Source organism: Devosia sp. CAU 1758, assembly GCF_054482695.1.
This window is the reverse complement of sequence record NZ_JBTLRJ010000003.1, coordinates 78,708-98,716: the sequence shown is the minus strand read 5'-3', so window position 1 is coordinate 98,716 and position 20,009 is coordinate 78,708. Positions and strand designations below refer to the sequence as shown.

At 62.2% G+C, this 20,009-nt stretch carries 17 protein-coding genes and 1 tRNA gene; 6 read left to right on the top strand and 12 right to left on the bottom strand.

Annotation, left to right across the window (positions count from 1 at the left end; genetic code table 11):
• Positions 1 to 11 precede the first annotated feature (11 nt).
• On the top strand, positions 12 to 170 hold the full coding sequence (locus ACXYMS_RS10590) for a hypothetical protein (protein ID WP_458906127.1): 159 nt from the start codon (positions 12 to 14) through the stop codon (positions 168 to 170).
• On the opposite strand, the gene ACXYMS_RS10585 is transcribed toward ACXYMS_RS10590, so the two are convergent.
• The 4 genes from ACXYMS_RS10585 to ACXYMS_RS10570 all read right to left on the bottom strand — a co-directional run bounded on the left by ACXYMS_RS10585 (position 154) and on the right by ACXYMS_RS10570 (position 6,163).
• Entirely contained in the window at positions 154 to 2,610 is a 2,457-nt protein-coding gene (locus tag ACXYMS_RS10585; RefSeq protein ID WP_458906125.1) for a glycoside hydrolase family 2 protein, read from the bottom strand. The two genes, ACXYMS_RS10590 and ACXYMS_RS10585, sit on opposite strands and share 17 nt — an antisense overlap.
• 135 nt (positions 2,611 to 2,745) lie before the next feature.
• Complete coding sequence (gene melA / locus ACXYMS_RS10580; RefSeq protein ID WP_458906123.1) at positions 2,746 to 4,113, bottom strand: alpha-galactosidase; 1,368 nt, start codon at positions 4,111 to 4,113, stop codon at positions 2,746 to 2,748.
• Between the two features lie 202 nt (positions 4,114 to 4,315).
• A complete protein-coding gene (gene gabD, locus ACXYMS_RS10575) occupies positions 4,316 to 5,770 on the bottom strand; it encodes an NADP-dependent succinate-semialdehyde dehydrogenase (RefSeq protein WP_458906122.1) in 1,455 nt (484 codons plus the stop codon).
• Between the two features lie 303 nt (positions 5,771 to 6,073).
• Positions 6,074 to 6,163, bottom strand: a tRNA-Ser gene (locus ACXYMS_RS10570).
• A gap of 222 nt (positions 6,164 to 6,385) precedes the next feature.
• Between ACXYMS_RS10570 and ACXYMS_RS10565 the strand changes: the two genes are divergently transcribed.
• Complete coding sequence (locus tag ACXYMS_RS10565; protein WP_458906121.1) at positions 6,386 to 6,931, top strand: DUF2147 domain-containing protein; 546 nt, start codon at positions 6,386 to 6,388, stop codon at positions 6,929 to 6,931.
• Positions 6,932 to 6,933: 2 nt separating this feature from the next.
• Here ACXYMS_RS10565 and ACXYMS_RS10560 read toward each other — a convergent pair whose 3' ends face one another.
• On the bottom strand, positions 6,934 to 7,374 hold the full coding sequence (locus ACXYMS_RS10560; protein WP_458906120.1) for a glyoxalase superfamily protein: 441 nt from the start codon (positions 7,372 to 7,374) through the stop codon (positions 6,934 to 6,936).
• Positions 7,375 to 7,661: 287 nt separating this feature from the next.
• On the opposite strand from ACXYMS_RS10560, the gene ACXYMS_RS10555 reads away from it, so the two are divergent.
• The gene (locus tag ACXYMS_RS10555; RefSeq protein WP_458906119.1) at positions 7,662 to 8,429 is read left to right on the top strand and encodes a sulfite exporter TauE/SafE family protein; all 768 of its coding nucleotides are present in this window, start codon (positions 7,662 to 7,664) and stop codon (positions 8,427 to 8,429) included.
• Between the two features lie 115 nt (positions 8,430 to 8,544).
• Here ACXYMS_RS10555 and ACXYMS_RS10550 read toward each other — a convergent pair whose 3' ends face one another.
• The 3 genes from ACXYMS_RS10550 to ACXYMS_RS10540 all read right to left on the bottom strand — a co-directional run bounded on the left by ACXYMS_RS10550 (position 8,545) and on the right by ACXYMS_RS10540 (position 13,218).
• On the bottom strand, positions 8,545 to 10,638 hold the full coding sequence (locus ACXYMS_RS10550; protein WP_458906118.1) for a molybdopterin-containing oxidoreductase family protein: 2,094 nt from the start codon (positions 10,636 to 10,638) through the stop codon (positions 8,545 to 8,547).
• Positions 10,639 to 10,718: 80 nt separating this feature from the next.
• On the bottom strand, positions 10,719 to 11,336 hold the full coding sequence (locus tag ACXYMS_RS10545) for a hypothetical protein (protein WP_458906116.1): 618 nt from the start codon (positions 11,334 to 11,336) through the stop codon (positions 10,719 to 10,721).
• Between the two features lie 304 nt (positions 11,337 to 11,640).
• A complete protein-coding gene (locus ACXYMS_RS10540; RefSeq protein WP_458906114.1) occupies positions 11,641 to 13,218 on the bottom strand; it encodes an MDR family MFS transporter in 1,578 nt (525 codons plus the stop codon).
• 138 nt (positions 13,219 to 13,356) lie between these two features.
• On the opposite strand from ACXYMS_RS10540, the gene ACXYMS_RS10535 reads away from it, so the two are divergent.
• Both ACXYMS_RS10535 and ACXYMS_RS10530 read left to right on the top strand, forming a co-directional pair.
• Positions 13,357 to 13,971: a MarR family winged helix-turn-helix transcriptional regulator gene (locus ACXYMS_RS10535; protein ID WP_458906112.1), complete on the top strand. Its 615-nt coding sequence runs from the start codon at positions 13,357 to 13,359 to the stop codon at positions 13,969 to 13,971.
• Positions 13,972 to 14,117: 146 nt separating this feature from the next.
• Positions 14,118 to 15,332 carry an MFS transporter gene (locus ACXYMS_RS10530; protein ID WP_458906111.1) on the top strand — a complete coding sequence of 405 codons (1,215 nt, stop codon included), beginning with the start codon at positions 14,118 to 14,120 and terminating at the stop codon, positions 15,330 to 15,332.
• Here ACXYMS_RS10530 and ACXYMS_RS10525 read toward each other — a convergent pair.
• The 3 genes from ACXYMS_RS10525 to ACXYMS_RS10515 all read right to left on the bottom strand — a co-directional run bounded on the left by ACXYMS_RS10525 (position 15,329) and on the right by ACXYMS_RS10515 (position 19,080).
• Positions 15,329 to 17,293 (bottom strand): DEAD/DEAH box helicase, encoded by a 1,965-nt coding sequence (locus tag ACXYMS_RS10525; protein ID WP_458906109.1) that lies wholly within the window; start codon positions 17,291 to 17,293, stop codon positions 15,329 to 15,331. The genes ACXYMS_RS10530 and ACXYMS_RS10525 overlap by 4 nt on opposite strands.
• Before the next feature lie 206 nt (positions 17,294 to 17,499).
• A complete protein-coding gene (ndk, locus tag ACXYMS_RS10520; RefSeq protein WP_458906107.1) occupies positions 17,500 to 17,922 on the bottom strand; it encodes a nucleoside-diphosphate kinase in 423 nt (140 codons plus the stop codon).
• 624 nt (positions 17,923 to 18,546) lie between these two features.
• Positions 18,547 to 19,080, bottom strand: coding sequence for a hypothetical protein (locus ACXYMS_RS10515; protein ID WP_458906105.1), 534 nt, complete (start codon positions 19,078 to 19,080; stop codon positions 18,547 to 18,549).
• Positions 19,081 to 19,322: 242 nt separating this feature from the next.
• Here ACXYMS_RS10515 and ACXYMS_RS10510 point away from each other — a divergent pair, with 242 nt between their 5' ends.
• The gene (locus ACXYMS_RS10510) at positions 19,323 to 19,499 is read left to right on the top strand and encodes a hypothetical protein (RefSeq protein ID WP_458906104.1); all 177 of its coding nucleotides are present in this window, start codon (positions 19,323 to 19,325) and stop codon (positions 19,497 to 19,499) included.
• Between the two features lie 53 nt (positions 19,500 to 19,552).
• Here the strand turns inward: ACXYMS_RS10510 and ACXYMS_RS10505 are convergent, their stop codons facing one another.
• The gene (locus ACXYMS_RS10505) at positions 19,553 to 19,960 is read right to left on the bottom strand and encodes a hypothetical protein (RefSeq protein ID WP_458906102.1); all 408 of its coding nucleotides are present in this window, start codon (positions 19,958 to 19,960) and stop codon (positions 19,553 to 19,555) included.
• Between the last annotated feature and the right edge of the window lie 49 nt (positions 19,961 to 20,009).

The window sequence follows — 20,009 nt, the reverse complement described above, 5'->3', positions numbered from 1 at the left end:
GAGCAGTGGCAATGTCGTGGCTATCCATCAAGACGGCAAACGGCCTGTTGAAGATCAAGCCCCGCTGGCAGGCGCGCTGGGCCGAACGGACCGGCCGCGTGCGCGTCATAGATCTCGGTCCGGTGCTGGTGACCTGGTGGTCCAATGAGGACCTCAAGCGGTTTCAGTAGCCGCCTGTGCCAGGTCATTGGCGCAACGCATCACTGGCGCTGTGGTCAAGTCGGTCATTGTCAGCTGTGCCGCGCAATCGATTGAAAACATGTGGCTTTGCCCCGGCAGAAGCGTCACCAGCATGTCACTGATCTCCGCCTCGGGATGCAGCCGGTCGACGAAGATGCACACATCCCTGAGCAGTGTCCGCGCAGTGACCGTCAATTGCCATTTGCCGGCACCGCAATCGGCCAGCGCGAAGTCGGCCTGCGGCTCCGGGAGGTTGATGGCAATGTCCTCAGCGAAAAAGTGCATGGCCGTGCTGTCATGCATGGTGGCGACAAGCAGTTCATTGCGCGGGTCGCCCGGCTCCGCCACCTCAATGGGGATGGCCAGTTCAGCCAAAGAGAGGCGGTCCGCGCAGAGACGCCAATGGGTCCATTCGGCCAGAATGGTACCGTCAAAGCGCATGCGCCGGATCGTCACCGGCCCGCGCCAGAACAGGCTGCGCTCGTTGACGGCCACCAGTGCCAAGCCGCTCTCGCGCGGCTGGATGGTGAGGAAGTGCGTGGCATAGACGGACCGCAAGGCGTACCAGAGCGGCTTCTTGCGCCCATATCCATCGATGGCAGCCCATGACGTCACGGGCCAGCAATCGTTCAATTGCCAGACAATAGTGCCCATGTTGCGTGGACGATGGCTGCGCATGTGGGCGATGCCGAAGCCGATGGCACGGGCCTGGTTGAGCTGGGTGGCAAAGTGCCAGTCGTCCATGGTTTTCGGCATGGGTAGATGGCCTTTTAGACCGCGCAGCAGCTTGTCATTGCCGATGGTCGCCTTCTGGTGGTGCCAGACACCCGGCGAGGTCGGGGTGAGCGGATCATCGTGTACCGCCTCGGTCAGCGTTGCCCAGGTCGGCGGCGCCTGCCAGCCGAATTCGGAGCAGAAGCGCGGGACGCTATCCGCGTAGTGCTCATACCCAATGTCGTTCCAAACATCCCAGAGATGGGTGCAGCCATGGGCGGGATCGTTGGGATGGATGTCCATTGAACCCGAATAGGGTGAACCGGCCCAATAAGGGCGCTCCGGATCAAGCTCGGCGACGAGGCGGGGGAGCAGATCGAGATAGTAGCCCTGCCCCCAGGTCCGGCCTTCGAGGACGTCCTGCCAGCCCCAGTCGAACCAGCCCCAGATGTTTTCATTGTTGCCATTCCAGAGCACGAGCGCCGGGTGCGGCAGGAGGCGGACAATGTTGTCACGGGCCTCGGCCTCGATTTCGGCAGGCAGGTCGCCCTCTTCGGGATAGGCCGCACAGGCAAACAGAAAATCCTGCCACACCAGCATACCGGCGCGATCGCAGGCCTCGTAGAAGACATCCGTCTCGTAGATGCCGCCGCCCCAGACCCGCAGCAGGTTGATGTTGGCGGATTTCGCCTGGTCGATGCGTTCGGCATAGCGCGCGGGCGTCACGCGGGGGAGGAAGCAATCGTCCGGAATCCAGTTGGCGCCGCAGACATAGATGGGCACGTCGTTGACGATGAGGGTAAAGGCCGAGCCGTGCTCGTCGGGACCGGTGTCGAGGCGGATGGAGCGGAAGCCGATTTCGCGGCTCCAGCGGTCGATGACGGTGTCGCCGGACAGCAATTCGACTTTGAGCGGATAGAGCGGCCGGCTGCCGAGATGGTGCGGCCACCAGAGTTGCGGGGATTTTACCCGCAGATCGAGCGAAGAGGCGACACCGTCCGCCGGCAAATTCCCGGTCACACCTGCAACCGACACGCGCAGCGAGAGGCCGGTCGTATCGCCGACCACATCGGCATTGAGGCGCACCAGGCCGTCGGCGCCATCGAGCGTAATTTCGGGTCGGATGCGGTCGAGCCGCGCACCGGACCAGGTTTCAAGGGAGACACCCTGCCAAACGCCAGCGGTCACCAGGGTCGGGCCCCAGTCCCAGCCGAAATTGCAGGCCATCTTGCGCATCAGATTGGCTGGGCCAGGATAGTTGTTGGGACGCGGTTCGTATTGTCCTTCCAGCGCTTCGCCGCGCTTCCATGCGCTTTCAAGGGCGACGACCAGGTGGTTCTCGCCCACGCGCAGATGGTCACGGATGGCGAACCGGTACGTGCGGTTCATATTTGCTGTGCGGCCGATTTCGACGCCGTTGAGCGCGATTGTCGCGAAGGTGTCGAGGCCGGCAAACACCAGTTCCACCTGTTCGGCGCCCTCATCCCGCCAGTCGAATTGGGTCTCATAGCGCCAGTCGCAGCGACCGACCCAGTCAACGGTGATCTCGTTGAGATCAAGATAGGGATCGGGGATCAGCCCGGCAGCGAGCAGATCGGTATGCACAGTGCCCGGAACAGTGGCCGGAATGGCTTCGGGCAGGCCCGGGCGGGCGCCGGAGCCACCGAGACAGGTCAGGGTCCAGCCGGAGTGAATTGTACGGGTCTGGCGCTGCATGGAAGCCTCGAAATCGTTTTTCGACGCTTCCATACATGAGCACGGCGAAAATTCCAGCCATTCTCCTGGCGGTCCCCTACCCCCAAAAAGCCCCAACCGGAGGCCGGGACACGCGGGACTCCTGTTCGCCGACGACTACGCCACGCGTTGCTTGCGCGTGCCGCGCGCCCATTCGGGTAGCATGTCCCCATGGGCAACCAGCAAGTCGTCGACCAGGTTCCATATCTGGTCGAGGTCGAGTTCGGCGGCGGTATGCGGGTCCATCATCGCGGCGTGATAAATGTGCTCGCGGTTCTCGTCGATGAGGGCACGGACGGTCAGTTCCTGCACATTGATATTGGTGCGGATGAGCGCGGTCAGTTGCGGCGGCAGGTCACCGATGAAGGTGGGCTGCAACCCGTTGTCATCGACCAGGCACGGCACTTCCACGGCTGCGGCATCGGGCAGCGAGGTGATGACGCCATTGTTCCTCAGATTGCCGTAGATCACCGAGGGCTCGCCGGTCCAGACCGAGTTGACGATGGAGGAGGCATATTCCTTGGAAGGCTTGACCGTGATGGTGTCGGCGGTGCGGTACTGTTCCGAGGTCTTCTTCCAACCCTCGATTTGCTCGACACAGCGCTTGGGATACTCGTCCAGTGGAATGCCGAATTTCTCGATCAGATCCTCGCGGCCGTCCTTGATGAAATAGGGCGTGTATTCGGCAAAGTGCTCCGAGCTTTCGGTGACGAAATAGCCCAGCCGCGTCATCATCTCGTAGCGCACCTTGTTGGGGCAGCGCGGGTTCCAGCCCGGCTTGGGCGCCCTGCCCTCGCGATAGGCGCGGTGCAACTCCGGGTAGAGATCCCGGTAAGAGCCGTCGGGCTGGCGGTGCTCGAACTTGAGATAGAAAGCCATGTGGTTGATGCCAGCCGAGCGGTAGCGGATTTCCTCATAAGGGATGTCGAGGTCGTGAGCCAATTCCATGGCGGTGCCCTGCACCGAGTGGCAGAGGCCGACTTGCCTGATGCTGGGGTATTTCTCGGCAATGGCCCAAGTGTTAATGGCCATGGGGTTGACATATTGCAGCATGATCGCGTCGGGCGCGACGGCCAGCATGTCCTCGCAGATGCTCCAGAGGTGCGGCACTGTGCGCAGGCCGCGCATGATCCCGCCGACGCCCAGCGTATCGGCAATGGTGTGGCGCAGATTGTACTTCTTGGGCACCTCGAAATCGACGACCGTCGAGGGCTCGTAGCCGCCAATCTGGAAGCAGACGACGACGAAATTGGTGCCGTCCAGCGCCTCACGCTGGTTGGCATAGGTTTTTACAGTGGCCGGCATGCCCAGAGTCTTGACCAGTTTTCCGGCGATCACTGCGCTCTCTTCGAGACGGGTTGGATTGATGTCCATCAAGCGGATTTCGGCACCGGCGAGCGCCGGGCGCTGCAGGATATCGCCGACAATGTTTTTCATGAACACGGACGAGCCGGCGCCGATGAAGGTGATCTTGGGATTGGCCATTTGAGAAGAGCTCCAGAGGTCTTGGCGACACCGATTGCGCCAAGCTTACGACTTGCCGACGCCAGTGCAATCCGGAATGCTAGCGGCTTATTCCGGTTTTCTCAGGTTTAGACAGACGTGGTGATGGATGAGGCAAGAGCGCTGGAATTGCGCCTGCGCGACAAGGCACCTCGCCCTGTGTCCAGGTTATTGCGATCCGGCTTCAGGCGATGCCGCCGAGGCAGACATATTTGATCTCAAGGAAGTCCTCGATGCCGTAGCGGGAGCCTTCGCGTCCGAGGCCTGATGATTTCATGCCGCCAAAGGGCGCCTCGGCGGTGGAAACGAGGCCGGTGTTGACCCCTACCATGCCGTATTCGAGCGCTTCGGCCACTCGCCAGACGCGGCTGAGGTCGCGCGCGTAGAAATAAGAAGCGAGGCCGAATTCGGTGTCATTGGCCTGGGTGATAACATCGGCCTCGTCAGTGAAGCGGAACAGGGGCGCCAGCGGGCCGAAGGTTTCTTCGCGCGCTACCGCCATGTCGGGGGTGACGTCGGCCAGCACGGTGGGTTCGTAGAAGGTACCGCCCAGCGCGTGCGGCTTGCCGCCGCGGAGCACCTTGGCGCCCTTGCCCAAGGCATCCGCGACGTGTTCCCCGACCTTGTCGAGGGCAGCCTGGTCGATCAGCGGCCCGAGCATGACGCCTTCATCGAAGCCATTGCCGGTCTTGAGTGTGCCCACGGCATTGGCGAGCTTTTCAGCAAAGGCATCATAAACGGCATCCTGCACATACATGCGGTTGGCGCAGACACAGGTCTGGCCGTTATTGCGGAATTTTGCGATCAGCGCGCCGTCGACCGCTGCATCGAGATCGGCGTCGTCAAAAACGATGAAAGGCGCATTGCCGCCCAGTTCGAGCCCCAGCTTCTTGATGGTGGGCGCGCTTTGCGCGTAAAGCGTGGCACCGACTTCAGTGGAGCCGGTGAAGGTCAGCTTCCGCACGATGGGGCTGGACGTCATTTCGGCGCCAATCTCGCGGGCTGAGCCGGTGACGACGCTGAAGAGACCTTTGGGCAGGCCGGCGCGTTCGGCGAGGACCGCCAGCGCAATGGCCGAGAACGGGGTTTGCGATGCCGGCTTCAAGACCATGGCGCAGCCGGCGGCGAGCGCCGGACCGGCCTTGCGGGTAATCATGGCATTGGGGAAGTTCCAGGGGGTGATCGCTGCGACCACACCAATGGGCTGCTTCATCACCATGATCCGCGCGTCTGCCCGATGGCCGGGAATGAGGTCGCCATAGACGCGGCGAGCCTCCTCGGCGAACCATTCGATGAAGCTGGCGCCATAGGCGATCTCGCCAATGGCTTCCTTGAGGGGCTTGCCCTGTTCGAGCGTGAGGATGCGCCCAAGATCGGTCTGGTTCTCGATCATCAGGTCGAACCAGCGCCTAAGGATATGGGACCGGTCCTTGGCGGTGCGGGCGACCCAGCTCTTCTGGGCGCGCTGTGCGGCTTCGATGGCAGAGCGGGTCTCGGCAGTGCCGAGTTTGGGCACGAAGCCAATGGTCTCGCCGGTTGCCGGATTGGTCACGGCTATGCCGGTGGACGGATCGGCGTCGATCCAGGTCTCGCCGACCAGAGCGCTCTGGCGGAAAAGGGTCTTATCATCGAGCTGCATGGTTCCGGCTCCTTCTGGTGGTCTTGTTGTTCTGGCCGCCAAAGCGGTCTGTTGTCCAAAGGAATACCGCCTCGACGCATGGAAGTTCCAGCACCGAGACAAGAGTTTCGCACCAGAGCGGGACCGTCAGAGGTGCCCGCCTTGCCGGCTGGGCTAAGAAGTCCGACATCGCGCCGGTCGAGCATATGGACCCTCTACGTCAACAGCTGGGTCTTGCTCTGATGCGACCTCACAATTGGGGACACAGTCCGAAGGTATCCCCCGGAAAGACAACAAGCTCGAAGTTTTTGGGGACCAAAAAAATGGCGGAGAGGAAGGGATTCGAACCCTCGAGACAGTTGCCCATCTGCACCCTTAGCAGGGGTGTGCCTTCGACCACTCGGCCACCTCTCCAGCGCGGTCGGGTCTAGCGGGCGGTTCCCTAGATGGCAAGCGCTTTTTGTCAAAGCCGGAGCAAGGACTTGCCGCCTGGCGATGAGCGGGAACCGCCACGCCCGCAATTTGTTGGTAAGCGAGGTAATTCTTGGATTAGATCGTCGAGCGGCGGCGGCGCTTCGAATCGATTGGCGGCACGAGGCAGGCAAGAGGCAGGAACCTATGGCAGGCGTGATAGGCTTGAACAAGCAGGTGTCGCAGTGGCTGGCGGGCGCCGCGCTGATGTCGGTGGCGGGCGCGGCGCAGGCGCAGGAGCCAGCGGTCATCCCCGAGGCCGTCGAGGGCGTATGGCGTACCAAGCTCGCCTCGGAGGTCACGATCAGTCCCTGCGAAAGCGGTTTTTGCGGCTATCTCTCGCATATCGTGGTGCCCGAGGGCCTGTTGAGCGGGGCCGAGGCGGAAGCCGCAGCGGCAATGGCGCCAGAGGAGTTCTTCGACTATCGCAACGAAGATCCTTCGTTACGCAACCGGCCCATGCTGGGCCTGCAATTGCTGACGCTCTGGCAAGGCAACGAGTCCGATATCTATGACGGGAAAATCTACAATCCCGAGGATGGCAAGACCTATACCGGCTATATCGAGATGATCGATCCGGACACGCTGCGCCTCAATGGCTGCGTGCTGTTCAATGTGGTGTGCCGTGGCGAGGACTGGACGCGGGTGCCGGATGAGGAAGTCGACGCGCAGCAGGAGGCCGAGGCGGCCAAAGCAGCCCGGGCGCAGTAGTTTCAGGCCCGCATCAGGCGCATCTGTGGCTGACCATTGCCCCGCAAGGCCGGCGAGATGCCATGGATATCAACGGTGGCGACGACGCGATGGCGCAGCGCCGCGAACATGAAGGTCGGCGTTACATTGACCGGTTCGTCGAATTGCACGGTCACGGTGAAGGACTGCATATTGCCCAGCAATTGCACGCCGATGAGCAGGCCCTTGAAGGGCTGCTCAAGGTAGAAGCCCTTGACCCGCATGCCGACCTGGAAGGGCACGGCAATCCGATCCGGCAGCGCGGCGCGCGCCGTGTTCCAGTCGCGATAACCGTGAATACGGGCGACTTCTTCGAGGGCAGCGCCATGGGTAATCGGCTGGCCCGCCTGGGCGCGGGATTCGCGCAGGTTCCTTGCCTCGGACTTGAGAGTCTGTGCAGAGGGGGTATCGAGGGAAAAAGACATGGTTCGGGTCTCTCCAATATTGGAGGCGACTATGTTCACGGGGCCCGCATTGCCATGATGCGCCTTGGGAGAAAACAACCGAAGGGATCATATATCTGCTGAACTTCACCATGGACCTTGCGATCCGCGGGCGGCAGGCGCCAGCAACCGGAGCGGTAAATGCGCCCGGGACATGGGAAAGTCAAGGTCAGACCGATCAAATGCGGTGATGGCCCAATCAGACAATTGCGTTGGGCGGGGCGTCATCGAGGCGCTAGGAGGACGGATGAAGGGCCAGGAGTGTCATGATGAACGAGATTCTGCTTTTTCTGGCCGGCCTGCTTGGCGGGGCGCTCAATTCGCTCGCCGGCGGCGGTTCGTTCATCGTCTTCCCGGCGCTGCTGTTCTCTGGCGTGCCGCCGGTGCTGGCCAATGCCTCCAATACCTATGCCGCCCTGCCCGGCTATGTCAGCGGCGCGGTGGGCTATTGGAAGTCGGTCGCGCATTACAGGGACAGGCTGGTTCTCTATGGAATCGTCGCGGCCCTGTTTGGCTATATGGGGGCCGAACTGCTCCTGGTGGTCTCTGATGAACAGTTTTCGCTGGTCGTGCCGTGGCTGATGGGCTTTGCCGTAGCGCTCTTCGTCTTCGGCAATCAGATCAATGCGGCGCTCAAGGCGCAGAGCGGAACACGACGCGGCATGAAGGCGCTCGGCGCGGTGCTGCTGCTGGCGCTCTTGGCCGCGGTCTGCGTCTATGGCGGCTTCTTCAATGCCGGGCTGGGCATCCTGCTGCTGGCTTTCCTCGCCATGGCCGGGATGACCGACATCCACGCCATGAACGGGCTTAAGCTCTATATCTCGTCCGTGGTGGCGCTGGTGGCGGTGGCTCGGTTTGCGCTCAATGGGTCCATCGACTGGTATCACGGCTCCATCGCGCTAGTGGGCGTGACCATTGGCGGCTATGCGGCGGCGCGGCTGGCAAAATTCATCCCCACCCAGTGGATACGCATGGGGGTGATCATCTATGGCATCGGGATGACGGGATATTTTTTCTGGGGCGCCTATTTCGCTTAGTCTCAGAAACGCGATGCCGTCCTTGGGCTGACTGACTTGCCTTGGCCTTCGCACCTGTCGTGACTGGCCCTCGGATCTAGTCCGAGGGCGGCCCGGCGGGCGGGAAGGCCCCGGCTCAGCCCGCCTTCCTGATCCACACCGCCGCGTCGTGGAAAGGCGCGCCGCCGAAGGGCGGCGAGGGTGTCGCGCTGGTCAACATGTTGATGCCCTGCCCGCCGCGATGCGCCTTGTTGCGATGGAGGCCCTCTGCAATGATCACGCCGGTCTGCAGGCCAGTGTGCAGGTAGGCGGTGAGTTCGACCTGGCCACGACGGTTCCCGACGATCACCGCATCACCATGGACGATGCCCAGCCGCACGGCGTCCTCGGGGTGAATGAACACAGTGGGTTCACCCTCGCGCCGGAGGCTGCCCGGTGTCTGGTTGAAGGATGAATTGAGGAAGGCGCGCGCCGGGCTGGTTGCCAGCTTGAACGGATGTGCCTCGTCGGCAGACTCGTTGATGGCCCAGTGGTCGGCAAAGCGCGGCATGTCGGCCGGGTCGCAGACCCAGCGATAGCCCTTCCTGTCCGCAACGGCCTGCCAATCGGGAGCGAAGCGGAAGCGACCATCGGGCCAGCCGAAGCCATTGGCGAAACGGGCGACCTCGTCGGGGCGTTCGCGGTCGATGAAGCCTGTCTTTTCGACCTCTTCCAGCGGGGGATAGTTCGAGCGCGCGAAAGTATCGGCCACGACTTCGCGGTCACTGGCATGGAAGCTGGGGTCGTCGCTGCCCAGCCGCAGGGCGAGGGCGTTGATGACCTCGTGATTGGAACGCGCCTCGCCGGGGGCTTCCATGACGGCAGGACCGAAGAGCACGCGGGTATGGCCGCCGCGCGTATAATAGTCGTTATGTTCGAGGAACATGGTGGCGGGCAAAACGATGTCGGCCAGTTCGGCCGTCTCGGTCATGAATTGCTCGTGGACGACGAGAAAGAGATCGTCGCGCATCAGTCCCTGACGCACCAGGGACTGTTCGGGGGCGACCGTTGCCGGATTGGTGTTCTGCACGATCATGGCGTGAACCGGCCCACCGCCCTGGAGGGCCTTCACGTCGCCGGTGAGGATGGGGCCGATCTCGGACATGTCGAGGAGTCGCGGTGTGCCCTTTTGCAGGTGGGAGCCTTCAAGGCGCGACTTGTCGAGGCCCCAGGTGCCTGAATTGGAATGGAAGGCCCCGCCGCCGCGATGCTGCCAAGCGCCGGTCATGGCGGGGATGCAGAGCGCTGCGTGGACGGCGGTAGCGCCATTGCGCTGGCGCGAGAAGCCGTAGCCCAGCCGAAAGAAGGTCTTGGGCGTCTGGCCCACGAGATGGGCGAAGGCTTCAATTTCGGCCACCGAAAGCCCGGTGATTTCCGAGGCCCATTCCGGGGTGCGGGCGGCCAGATGTGCCTCAAACTCGGACGAGAAATCGGTGAATTTTGCCATATAGGCGCGGTCGGCCAGGCCATCGCGCAGCAGCACATGCATGGTCGCAACGGCCAGCGCGCCATCGGTGCCGGGCCGGAGGACCAGGCCCATATCAGCCTGTTCCATGGTGGCATTGCGGTAGATGTCGATGACCACGACCTTGGCGCCGCGCGTCTTGCGAGCCTTCATGGCGTGGGTCATCACATTGACCTGGGTATGCACTGCATTGGTGCCCCAGATGACGACGCAGTCGGCCTCGGCCATCTGCTCGGGATTGACCCCGCCGAGCAGGCCCGTGCCAGCAATGTAGCCAGGCCAGGAGAGGCCCACGCAGATGGTATCGTATTGGTGCGAGTAGCCGCGCACGGCCCGGAGGCGCTCGATGCCGTCGCGATGCACATGACCCATAGTGCCGGCATAGAAATAAGGCCAGACGGCCTCGGCACCGTGGGTCTGTTCGACAGCGAGGAAGCGTGCGGCGATTTCGTCCAGCGCCGCGTCCCAGGAGATGGTTTCCCACTGCCCTGCCCCCTTGGGGCCAACCCGGCGCATGGGATGCAGCAGCCGCTCGGGGTGGTGGATGCGCTCGGCGTAGCGGGCGACCTTTTCGCAGATCACGCCAGCGGTATAGGGATCGTCCTTGGCGCCGCGCACTCGCCCGACTGTACCATCGGGCAGGATATCGACATCAAGCGCGCAGACCGAGGGACAGTCATGCGGACAGACGGAGCGGATAGTGCGCTGGGTAATGGGAGCATTCATGGCCGAAGGGTAGCGCCGCCCCCGCCCCGCGACAATCGCATTGTGGTGATGGGACGGATCAGGAGCGGTGATGAGCGCGCTTAGGTCGCAAATGCCTTGGTCGCTGTTTCGGCATTGCGGCGGGCGCGGATGGTGGCGTGCTTGGCCAATTGCGATGCCCCGGCATGAAATTGAGAGAAAGTAATGCGGCCGCTGGTTCCGGCGATGGTGACGCCGCGCCAATTGGGACGCACAGAGCGGACCTCGGACCAGTCAAGCGCCACTTCCCGGCCCATGGCATTGCGATGCCTGACCTGACGATGGTCCCATGAAGTCTGGGTGAAAAGACCCGCCATGCCAATACCGAGCGAACCACCGGACAGCAGCAGGACGGCCAGATAGGTGGCGACGAGCTGGGTGGTGTCGGCCACATGGCCCATGACAATCACGGCAAAGAGCAGGACGGCCGCCAGGGCCGCGGCGCCGTAGCAGGCGAAGTATTCGACGATCGAGGGTCGTAGTTCAGCCTTGCCGCCCTCGACCACAATGGCCTCTTCAGGCTGCAACAGGCGCAGCGCCAGGAATGCCGCATAACCGAAGGCGACGACACCGGCGGCGCGCGAAAGCGGCAGATGAGCAGTGGCGGGCAGATATTTGAGGATGATGAGAAGGGTGATCGTCATGAGTGGCAATGCCACTTCCTGCCAACGCAAAGGCACTCTGCTATTCTCCAAATTGCGGGGCCGGTGACGCGAAATCGGCAGCTCTACTCATTCAAGGGTACGCATCACGCGTGATTTGGCTATTCACAATTTCGCCATAACTGGGGCGGGGACGCTGGGAGGGCTTGAGAAAGCGGTTCAGGCCGCCGAGACGAAGATTCAAGCGCCTCGCAGGGTGATTCCGCAATGGCGGCAAGCTACTGTTGTAGCTCGACATTTTGTAACCGAACAATCATTTCATCCCGATTTGGTCCGGGGCGATCCCGGTGGTGTTATTTCCGTCCATCGTGGCCGAAAAGACTCAGCGGGTGGCGGTCGCAGGCGCGCCTACAATCGAGGCTGCGACCTGCTTCTCCGCCTCTGTCTCGGCTTCGGGCTCATGGCGCAGGGAATTGGACAGCGGCAGTTCCTGGAGCAGAAAAGTGAGCCCGAAGGCAAGTATGGCAGCGCCAGCACCGGTGAAGAATACCGGATGCAAGGCGCTGGCAAAGGCTTCGAGCACCATCACGCGGACCGGTTCGGGCAAGGCGGCCACGGCCTGGGCGCTGAAACTGCCGGCATTGCCGCCCTCTGGCATCACATCGCCCAGGCGAGTGGCCAGCCCACTGGTAAAGATCGCGCCGAATATGGAGACGCCGATGGAGCCGCCGATCTGGCGGAACAGGGTATTCCCGGCGGTCGCGACCCCCACGACCGCGCGCGGCACAGCATTCTGGGTTGCGGTGATGCTGACGCTGTTGACCGGCCCGATGCCGGCGCCCACCAGGAACATGTAGATAGCGATCTGCCAGGAGGGCGTATCGAGTTGCATCGTGGCGAGCAGGATCAGGCCACCAACGAGGAGGAAGGTGGATATCTGCGGCAGCAGCTTGTAGCGCCCGGTGCGGGTCATCAGGAAACCAGAGATCGTCGAAGCCCCGATCAGGCCCACCATCATCGGCACCAGTTGCAGGGCGGAATCGGTGGGCGAGACGCCCTTGGCCAGTTGCAGATACATGGGCAGGAAGGTGATTGAGCCGAACATGGCCATGCCGACGAGGAAGCCGACGGCACTGGTCACCGCAAAGGTGTTGTTACGGAATAGCGTCAGCGGCAGCACTGGTTCGGCGGCCCGCGCTTCCACCCAGAGGAAAGCGGCGAGCATGGCGACGGCCAAAAAGACCAGCCCGATGATCTGGACTGAGAACCAGCCCCAGGTATTGCCGCCCAGCGAGGTAGCCAGCACGAAGGCGGTCAGGCCGCCGGAGAGCAGCACGAAGCCGGAATAATCGATCGAATGCCTGACGCGGTCGGCGCGGGGCTTGAGGGCCATAGCAATGATGGCCAGCGCCAGCACGCCCAGGGGCACGTTGATGAGGAATATCCACTGCCAGGAGCTGTGCTCGACAATAACCCCGCCCAGCAAGGGGCCGACCACGGTGGCGACACCAAAGACCGCACCGAACAGGCCCTGCACCTTGCCGCGCTGACGCGGGGGGATGATGTCCGCCACCACGGTCACGGCCACGACCATAAGTCCACCGCCACCTAGGCCCTGAATGGCGCGGGCGAGGATGAGGAAGGTCATGGAACTGGCCATGGCCGACAGGACGGCACCTACCAGAAAGATGACGATGGCGGCCTGCAGGACGATCTTGCGGCCATAGAGATCGCCCAGCTTGCCATAGATGGGCGCGACGACGGTGGAACTGAGCAGATAGGCGATGACCACCCAGGTCAGGTGCTCGAGGCCGCCAAGCTGGCCGACAATGGATGGCAGGGCGGTCGAAACGATGGTCTGGCCGAGTGACGCGAGCAGCAGGGTCACAGCCACGGCGCCGATCACCAGCCTGGTGGAGGCGTTCTCCGGCGTTTCGTCCGGTTGAATGGTTTCAGACATTGGGGCATTCCTTGCGAAGGGGACCAACGCGCTGCATCGGCCCTTGCGAATTCAATTCTGGCGGCATACATGTGCCGAGGGCAATTGCATGTCAATAGCATGCAATTGTCGAAAGCATGCAAACTTGCGAGGGTTGCCATGCCTGTGAGCGACAAGACCGAACTGGGTGCGCTGCTGCGCAAGGCCGGAATCGACACCGCGACAGCCGAGGCGGTGATGGATATTGACGGGCTGATGCAGAAATGGCGCCGTCGCGCCATGAAGCGCGAACTCGGTCACCGCGCGCTGGTCACGCTCAAAGTGGGCATCGACCTGGCACAATTTGACGTGCTGGCCGCCATCGAGGGCCCTGCCCCAGAATTCGGCGAGGCACAGGGCGAAACCATGGTCGGAACCGTGGCGGAGCGGCTCAACATCGACCCATCGCGCGCCAGCCGGCTGGTGAGCGAAATGGTCGAACAGGGATTTGCCCGCCGCGCCGTGAGCCAGGCCGATGCGCGGCGCACCATCATCGAGCTGACCGAGCGCGGGCACGCCGTCGTCGATGCCGTGCGCGCCTACAAATTCCTCATCATGGGCGACTTCCTTGCCGAATGGGACGCGGGGGAATTGGCCGCCTTCGTACCGCTGCTCAAGCGCTTCGGCACCTGGATGGACGGGATTGATCCCAGTACCGAGAAACATGCCGAGGAGATCGCGGCGCTGGCCAAGGGCATTGAGACGACGGCCACTCACGCAGAGCCGGCCGAATAGAGGCCGGCGTCACGGGATTGCACGCTCCACGCGGCAGTTTCTGGCGGCGCGACCACTTGGCGTGATAGCTGCCATGAAAATGATTTGTTGGACAGCAAGGGCTTGGGCCCCTAGCAGTCTCTCCGCCTGGGGAGGAAAAACTGGAAATGACACAAGCCCGCCTGCCGGTCACGGCGCTCCTTGGCGCCAACATGTTCTTTTCCGGGGTCACTTACGCCGCGACCATGCCTTATGCGTCTCTGGTAGGGGTCGACACGCTGGGCTTGTCAGCGGGCTTTTTCGCAATGGTCATGAGCACCGGCGCCATTGTGGGCACCTTCGTTTCGCTCGGGCTGGGCTATCTCTCGGACAAGCTGCGGGACCGGCGCATCCTGGTGCTGATCACGGCACTGGCCGGCGTCCTCGCCCATGGGCTTATCTATCTGTTTCCCTCGCAGGCCAGCTTTGCCATCGCCATGGGGCTGATCATGCCGTTGGCGGGGGCGTCCTACGGGCAGAGCTTTGGCTATCTGCGCGTCTTTTATCTCAAGCGCCGGCCGGACAGGGCCGATTTCATGGTCACCTCGTTGCGGACAGTGTTCACCCTGGCCTGGATCATCGTTCCGCCACTGGCCGGGTGGGTGGCGGCAGAGTTCAGCATTTTCAATGTCTATCTGGCGTCGGCGCTTAGCTATGCGGTGATGGCCGGAATATTTGCTTTGCTAATGACCGACCCCGCCACGGCAGTACAAATGCCTGCCCCGGTGCGTGCAGAGGGGGCTTCGCTGCTGTCGGTCTTCGCTTTGAAACCCGGCATCCTGGCAGGTCTGGCGGGTCTGATCGTCATGGTTGGTGCCACGCGATTGCTGACCCTCAGCGTGTCGCTGTTCATCGTCACGGACCTCGGCGGCACGGTGACGGATGTGGGGTTCTACGCCGGGATCACCGCCGCGGTGGAGGCACCGTGCATGATGCTCCTGGCCTATCTGACGACGCGGCTGAGCAAGGAAACCCTGCTGGCCGCCGCAGGATTGGTGATGGCCGTCTTCATCGGGCTGACCAGCATCCTCACCGATATGACCACGCTCTACTGGCTCTTGCTGCTCAATGGCCTGGGCACGGCGGCGCTGATGAGCGTCAACATCCCCTATATCCAGGAAGCCATCAAAGGCCGCGTCGGTCTTTCGACGTCGCTGATGGACATTGTGGCAATCGGCGCCAATCTGCTGGGCGCCGCAGGGTTTGGCATCCTGGCGTCCGGCGGCAATTACCGGCTGGCACTCGGTGTGGCGGCCGGCCTGTCGGTGGCTGGAGCGGCCATCATGGCATTTGGCAATCTGGAGCGGCTGGGGCGGCTGAAGCCCCAGCCTGTCGCAAGCTAGATATCGCTGCGGCTCTTCTTGTGGTCCTTGGGCTTGGCCGCCTTCTTCTTGGGCGGGCGGGCTTCGCCCTCGGCGGCTGGCTTGGACCACTTGGGCTTGCCCTTGTCCTTGGGGAAGGACTTCGCCGACTTTGCCGGGCGGATGGTGGCGCGCTCTTCGGCCTGGTCCACAGGGCGCGTGGCCGGGCGGGTGGCAGCACGCTCGGCGGGCTGCTCGAAATCATCAGAGCGCAGCTTGGCTGAACCATAGCGCTGCTTGCGGTCGGCCTTTTCCGGGCGTGGCGCCATGGGATCATAGCGCTCCGGCGGGCCAGGCGGGCGGCGCTTTGCCGGCGGGCGCTCGGAGCGCTCGGGACGTTCACCAGGGCCATCGACCGAGGCAATGTGGACGCCGCGCTCCCCGGTGCCGTTCTTGCCTACATTGCGCAGGAAGCTGTCGACCTTGTCGGCGGCGACCTCGAAAATGGTTTCGGTATCGAAGATGCGGATCGAGCCGATGGCCGATTTGGTGACTCCGCCGGCCTTGCAGATCATCGGCAGGAGCCAGCGCGGTTCGGCTCGTTGCTTGCGGCCGACGGAAACCTTGAACCAGCTGCCGCCGGCAAAGGCCTCGCGGGTGCGCGGCTCGCGGGCGCCGAACTCACTCTGATCGGTCACCGTGACATCTTCGGGCACCGGGCGAGCGGCCAGTTGCAGGCGTAGGTAGGCCGCTGCAATGGCCTCGGGACCATGGCGCTCCAGCAGTTGCGCCACGACCGGGGCTTCGTCCTCGGTTGCAGGCGTGCTGAGGGTCTCGGCGGAGAGGATGTGCTCGCGATAGCGCGCATCGATATCGGCAGCGCTTGGCGGGGCGAGCATTTCCGCCTCGATCTTGGCGGTGCGCAGGATCGAGAGGGCAACCCGCTTGCGATGGGCGGGAGCGATGACCACGCAGGTACCCTTGCGCCCTGCCCTTCCAGTGCGGCCCGACCGGTGCAGCAGCGTATCGGCATTCATCGGCAGGTCGGCGTGGATGACGAGATCGAGATTGGGCAGGTCGATGCCGCGTGCCGCGACGTCTGTGGCGACGCAGATGCGGGCGCGACCATCGCGCATGGATTGCAGGGCGCTGGTGCGTTCGGCCTGGGTCAGTTCGCCCGAAAGGGTCACGACGTCAAAGCCGCGATTGTGCAGCCGCGCCGAAAGGTGCTTCACCGCCTCACGGGTCGAGGCGAAGACGATGGTATTGGTGCTTTCGTACCAGAGCAGCGTGTTGATGACGGCATTCTCGCGCTCGGCGGCGGGCACCGACATCAGCTTGTAGTCGATATCGGCATGCTGCGAGCCGGAGCTGACGGCCGTGACGCGCAGCGCATTGCGCTGGAAGGTCTTGGCCAGTTCGGCGATCTGCTTGGGCACAGTGGCCGAGAACAGCAGCGTGCGGCGATCTTCCGGAGCGGCGTCGAGGATGAATTCGAGGTCTTCGCGGAAGCCCAGATCGAGCATTTCGTCGGCTTCATCCAGCACGACGGCGCGCAGCGCCGAGGTGTCGAGGGCGCCGCGGGTGATGTGGTCGCGCAGGCGGCCCGGTGTGCCCACCACGATATGGGCGCCACGCTCCAGCGCCCGGCGTTCGGTGCGCTGGTCCATGCCGCCGACACCAGCGGCCGTCTGGGCGCCCATTTCGGCGTAGAGCCAGGTCAGTTCGCGCTGGACCTGCATGGCCAGTTCGCGCGTCGGCGCGATCACGAGCGCCAGCGGTGCACTCGGGGGCGGCAGGCTGTCCGCATCGCCGAGCAGCGTGGGTGCGATGGCCATGCCGAAAGCCACTGTCTTGCCCGATCCGGTCTGAGCCGAAACGAGCAGGTCGCGCCCCTCAGTTTCTGCTTCGATGACGGCGGCCTGAACCGGCGTCAGGCTGTCATAGCCCTTGGCCCCAAGGGCTCGGGCGATGGGGGCGAGGATGGTATCGGGAAGGGACATGAGGGGCTTTCATAAAGCAGAACAGCCCCGGCAAGCGCGATGACCACTCCAAAACTCCGGGACATCTTCGCTGGTAAAGGGCAGTCATTGGAAACAAGGGCCCAGAAACGAGCCGGGGCCAAGGCCTCTTGGGCCCTGTATAACACAAACAAGCAAAAAGGCCGCCCGGCTGGGCGGCCCTTTCGCGAGGCAAGGCGCGTTTGCGCTTAGCCAACAATCTCGTCGTCGGAGAAGAAGAACTTGATTTCTTCGGCAGCAGTCTCGGGAGCATCCGAGCCATGGACGGAGTTCTCACCGACGGACAGAGCAAATTCCTTGCGGATGGTGCCCTCGGCCGCGTTGGCCGGGTTGGTCGCGCCCATGATCTCGCGGTTCTTGAGGATGGCGCCTTCGCCTTCCAGGACCTGCACGATGACGGGCGAGGCAATCATCTGCTCGACCAGTTCACCGAAGAAGGGGCGTTCCTTGTGGACCGCGTAGAAGCCTTCGGCCTGGGCGCGGGTCATGTGGATCTTCTTCATGGCGACCGGGCGCAGACCGGCTTCCTCGAACTTGGCAACGATCTTGCCGATGAGGTTGCGGCGGACGGCATCGGGCTTGATGATGGAGAAGGTGCGTTCGATCGCCATGGCGGTCATATCCTGCATTGCTTGGGAAAGGTGGCGCCTTTTAGCGGGAGCCTGTGTCGGGCGCAAGACGGACCCTCGTCCGCGACGCCAATCGTGCTGAAGTCGCACCTCTGCCGATCGGAACAGTGATACGACCTTCAATAGGAATGTCACCATGAAGTACGAAGGATCACTGGTGGATCGCGATCACCACCACGAAAATAAACTCTTATATTATACTAATTAGTAGTATGTTTAAATAATACGTGATTCCAAAAATTCCGCATTCGATGACAGAAGTGGCTGATCTTTATATTTTTATATTGCAGTACCAACTAAAAAAATCAGAAAAGGAAAAAATATGAGATACATAGGGGAAACGTTCGACGGCGGTCAAGTTGTTGTAGACAACAATGAGTACTTTGATTGTATCTTCAATGGAGTACAGGTCGCTTTCACGGGGGGCCACCCCCCCAGCTTTATCCGCTGCACATTTACCGGCCGAGGACGGTTTGTATTCTCTGACGCCGCCGGAAATACAGTTTCATTTTTGAGGAGCATGACGAAGGCAGGTGGTGGCTTAGCTGAGATGGTGCAAAATACCCTTCTAGGCGAGGACACGACACCAGAGGGCCAAATCCCTGACTAGTGCTCTTTTCCCATTCTGATTATTGAGTCGCGAAGTTCAATTACCACCTCAGTTAGCTCATGAATATTAAACCGCTCGCCCCAAAAAACTAACAATCCAGTCCTGTGACTATAGATTCGAAACCGGTCTAGCTCAATGTCTGCGGGATAGTCCTCAGGCTGTCCGGTGCACATGTCGGTAAACTGGTGCCCAGGGGATGCTTGCCACCATCGGTCCAAGCGCTCGTCGAGATGCTCGAAGTGATTCCGCATTGCTATGTCTTTAAATGGCGACGGCTCCTCAATCCGAAGAAACTCCCGCAGCGGAGCGCGTTCTGCAGACTTGCCGCCCCGTTGCCCCCAAAGAAGCTTTGCGATGTTTGCGCACGCCACCAACATATTCTGAAGAGCGTAAAATATCTGGCGAGCATCACCATGCTCGGCCCGCCAAGCAGCATTGAGTTCCTTTCGCGCAGACAAAGCGCAATCGCATTGAAAGAACACCTGGGTCACATACAAGCGCTTTAGTTGCTCGTCCACGTCAAGATCCATCTTCCTGAAATTCTGGGCGTAATAGAACCTAGCAAACGCTGGCCTGCAACCACCAGCCGCTGACTCAAGTCGGGCATCGCGGCTCTCATATCCAAGCCGACAGGGCAACACCGTCATTCATTCAGGTTAGCGGTTGCCATAATCAGCCTTAACTCTATCCAGCCGCCATCATGTTGCCGCAGGCATGCTCTCCCAAGCTAGGCTTTGGTCCGCGCGTTCTTCATTCGAAACGAAATCTCGCCATGCTGACGATCAATAGCCTGACCTACCGAATCCAGGGGCGCGAGCTGTTCGAGGACGCCTTTCTAGTGCTGCCCGACGAGGAAGCATCCCTTTACACGGCGGCGATCGATACGGTCTTTGCGGGCTATCTCGGGGTAATTTTCAAACGCCTCTTCCCTTTGAATTGGGTCGGCTAGAGCTGACCGGCGACAAGGTTGCCGGTCACCCTTAGGGGCAACTTGCCGGCGCTTCAGCCCTTCGCCTCAAGGCAATCGTCCTGACCTTCGCTCGCCTCGACCTGACCGCTCGCCACGACATTGTTCTCCGGGTCGCCAGCGGTGACGGCTAGATTGATGACCGGGTCCCGCGCTTCGATCACCTGCTCGGTGCTGACCGGGACAATCTGCATGGTGCACATTTCGGCGGTGCTGATGGTGGGCAGGTGCACTGCAACGATCGTGCCGCGCGGCTCGGCAAGTTCGGCCGTCTCTACCGCCCAGCAGGCGCTGCCGTCGAAAGTGGCTCTGAGAAGTATGCGCTCGCTATCGAGCCGGCAGGCCGACAGGTCCGTAAAACTGGCTGCCTCCTGCGCAATGACACTGCCGCAACAGAGCGCCAGCCCCAGCGCAGCGGGAATGGAAGCCAAGGTCCTACGCATTAGACATCTCCTCGGGTGCAGGCTATTGCCTCAGGCAACAACGCAACTC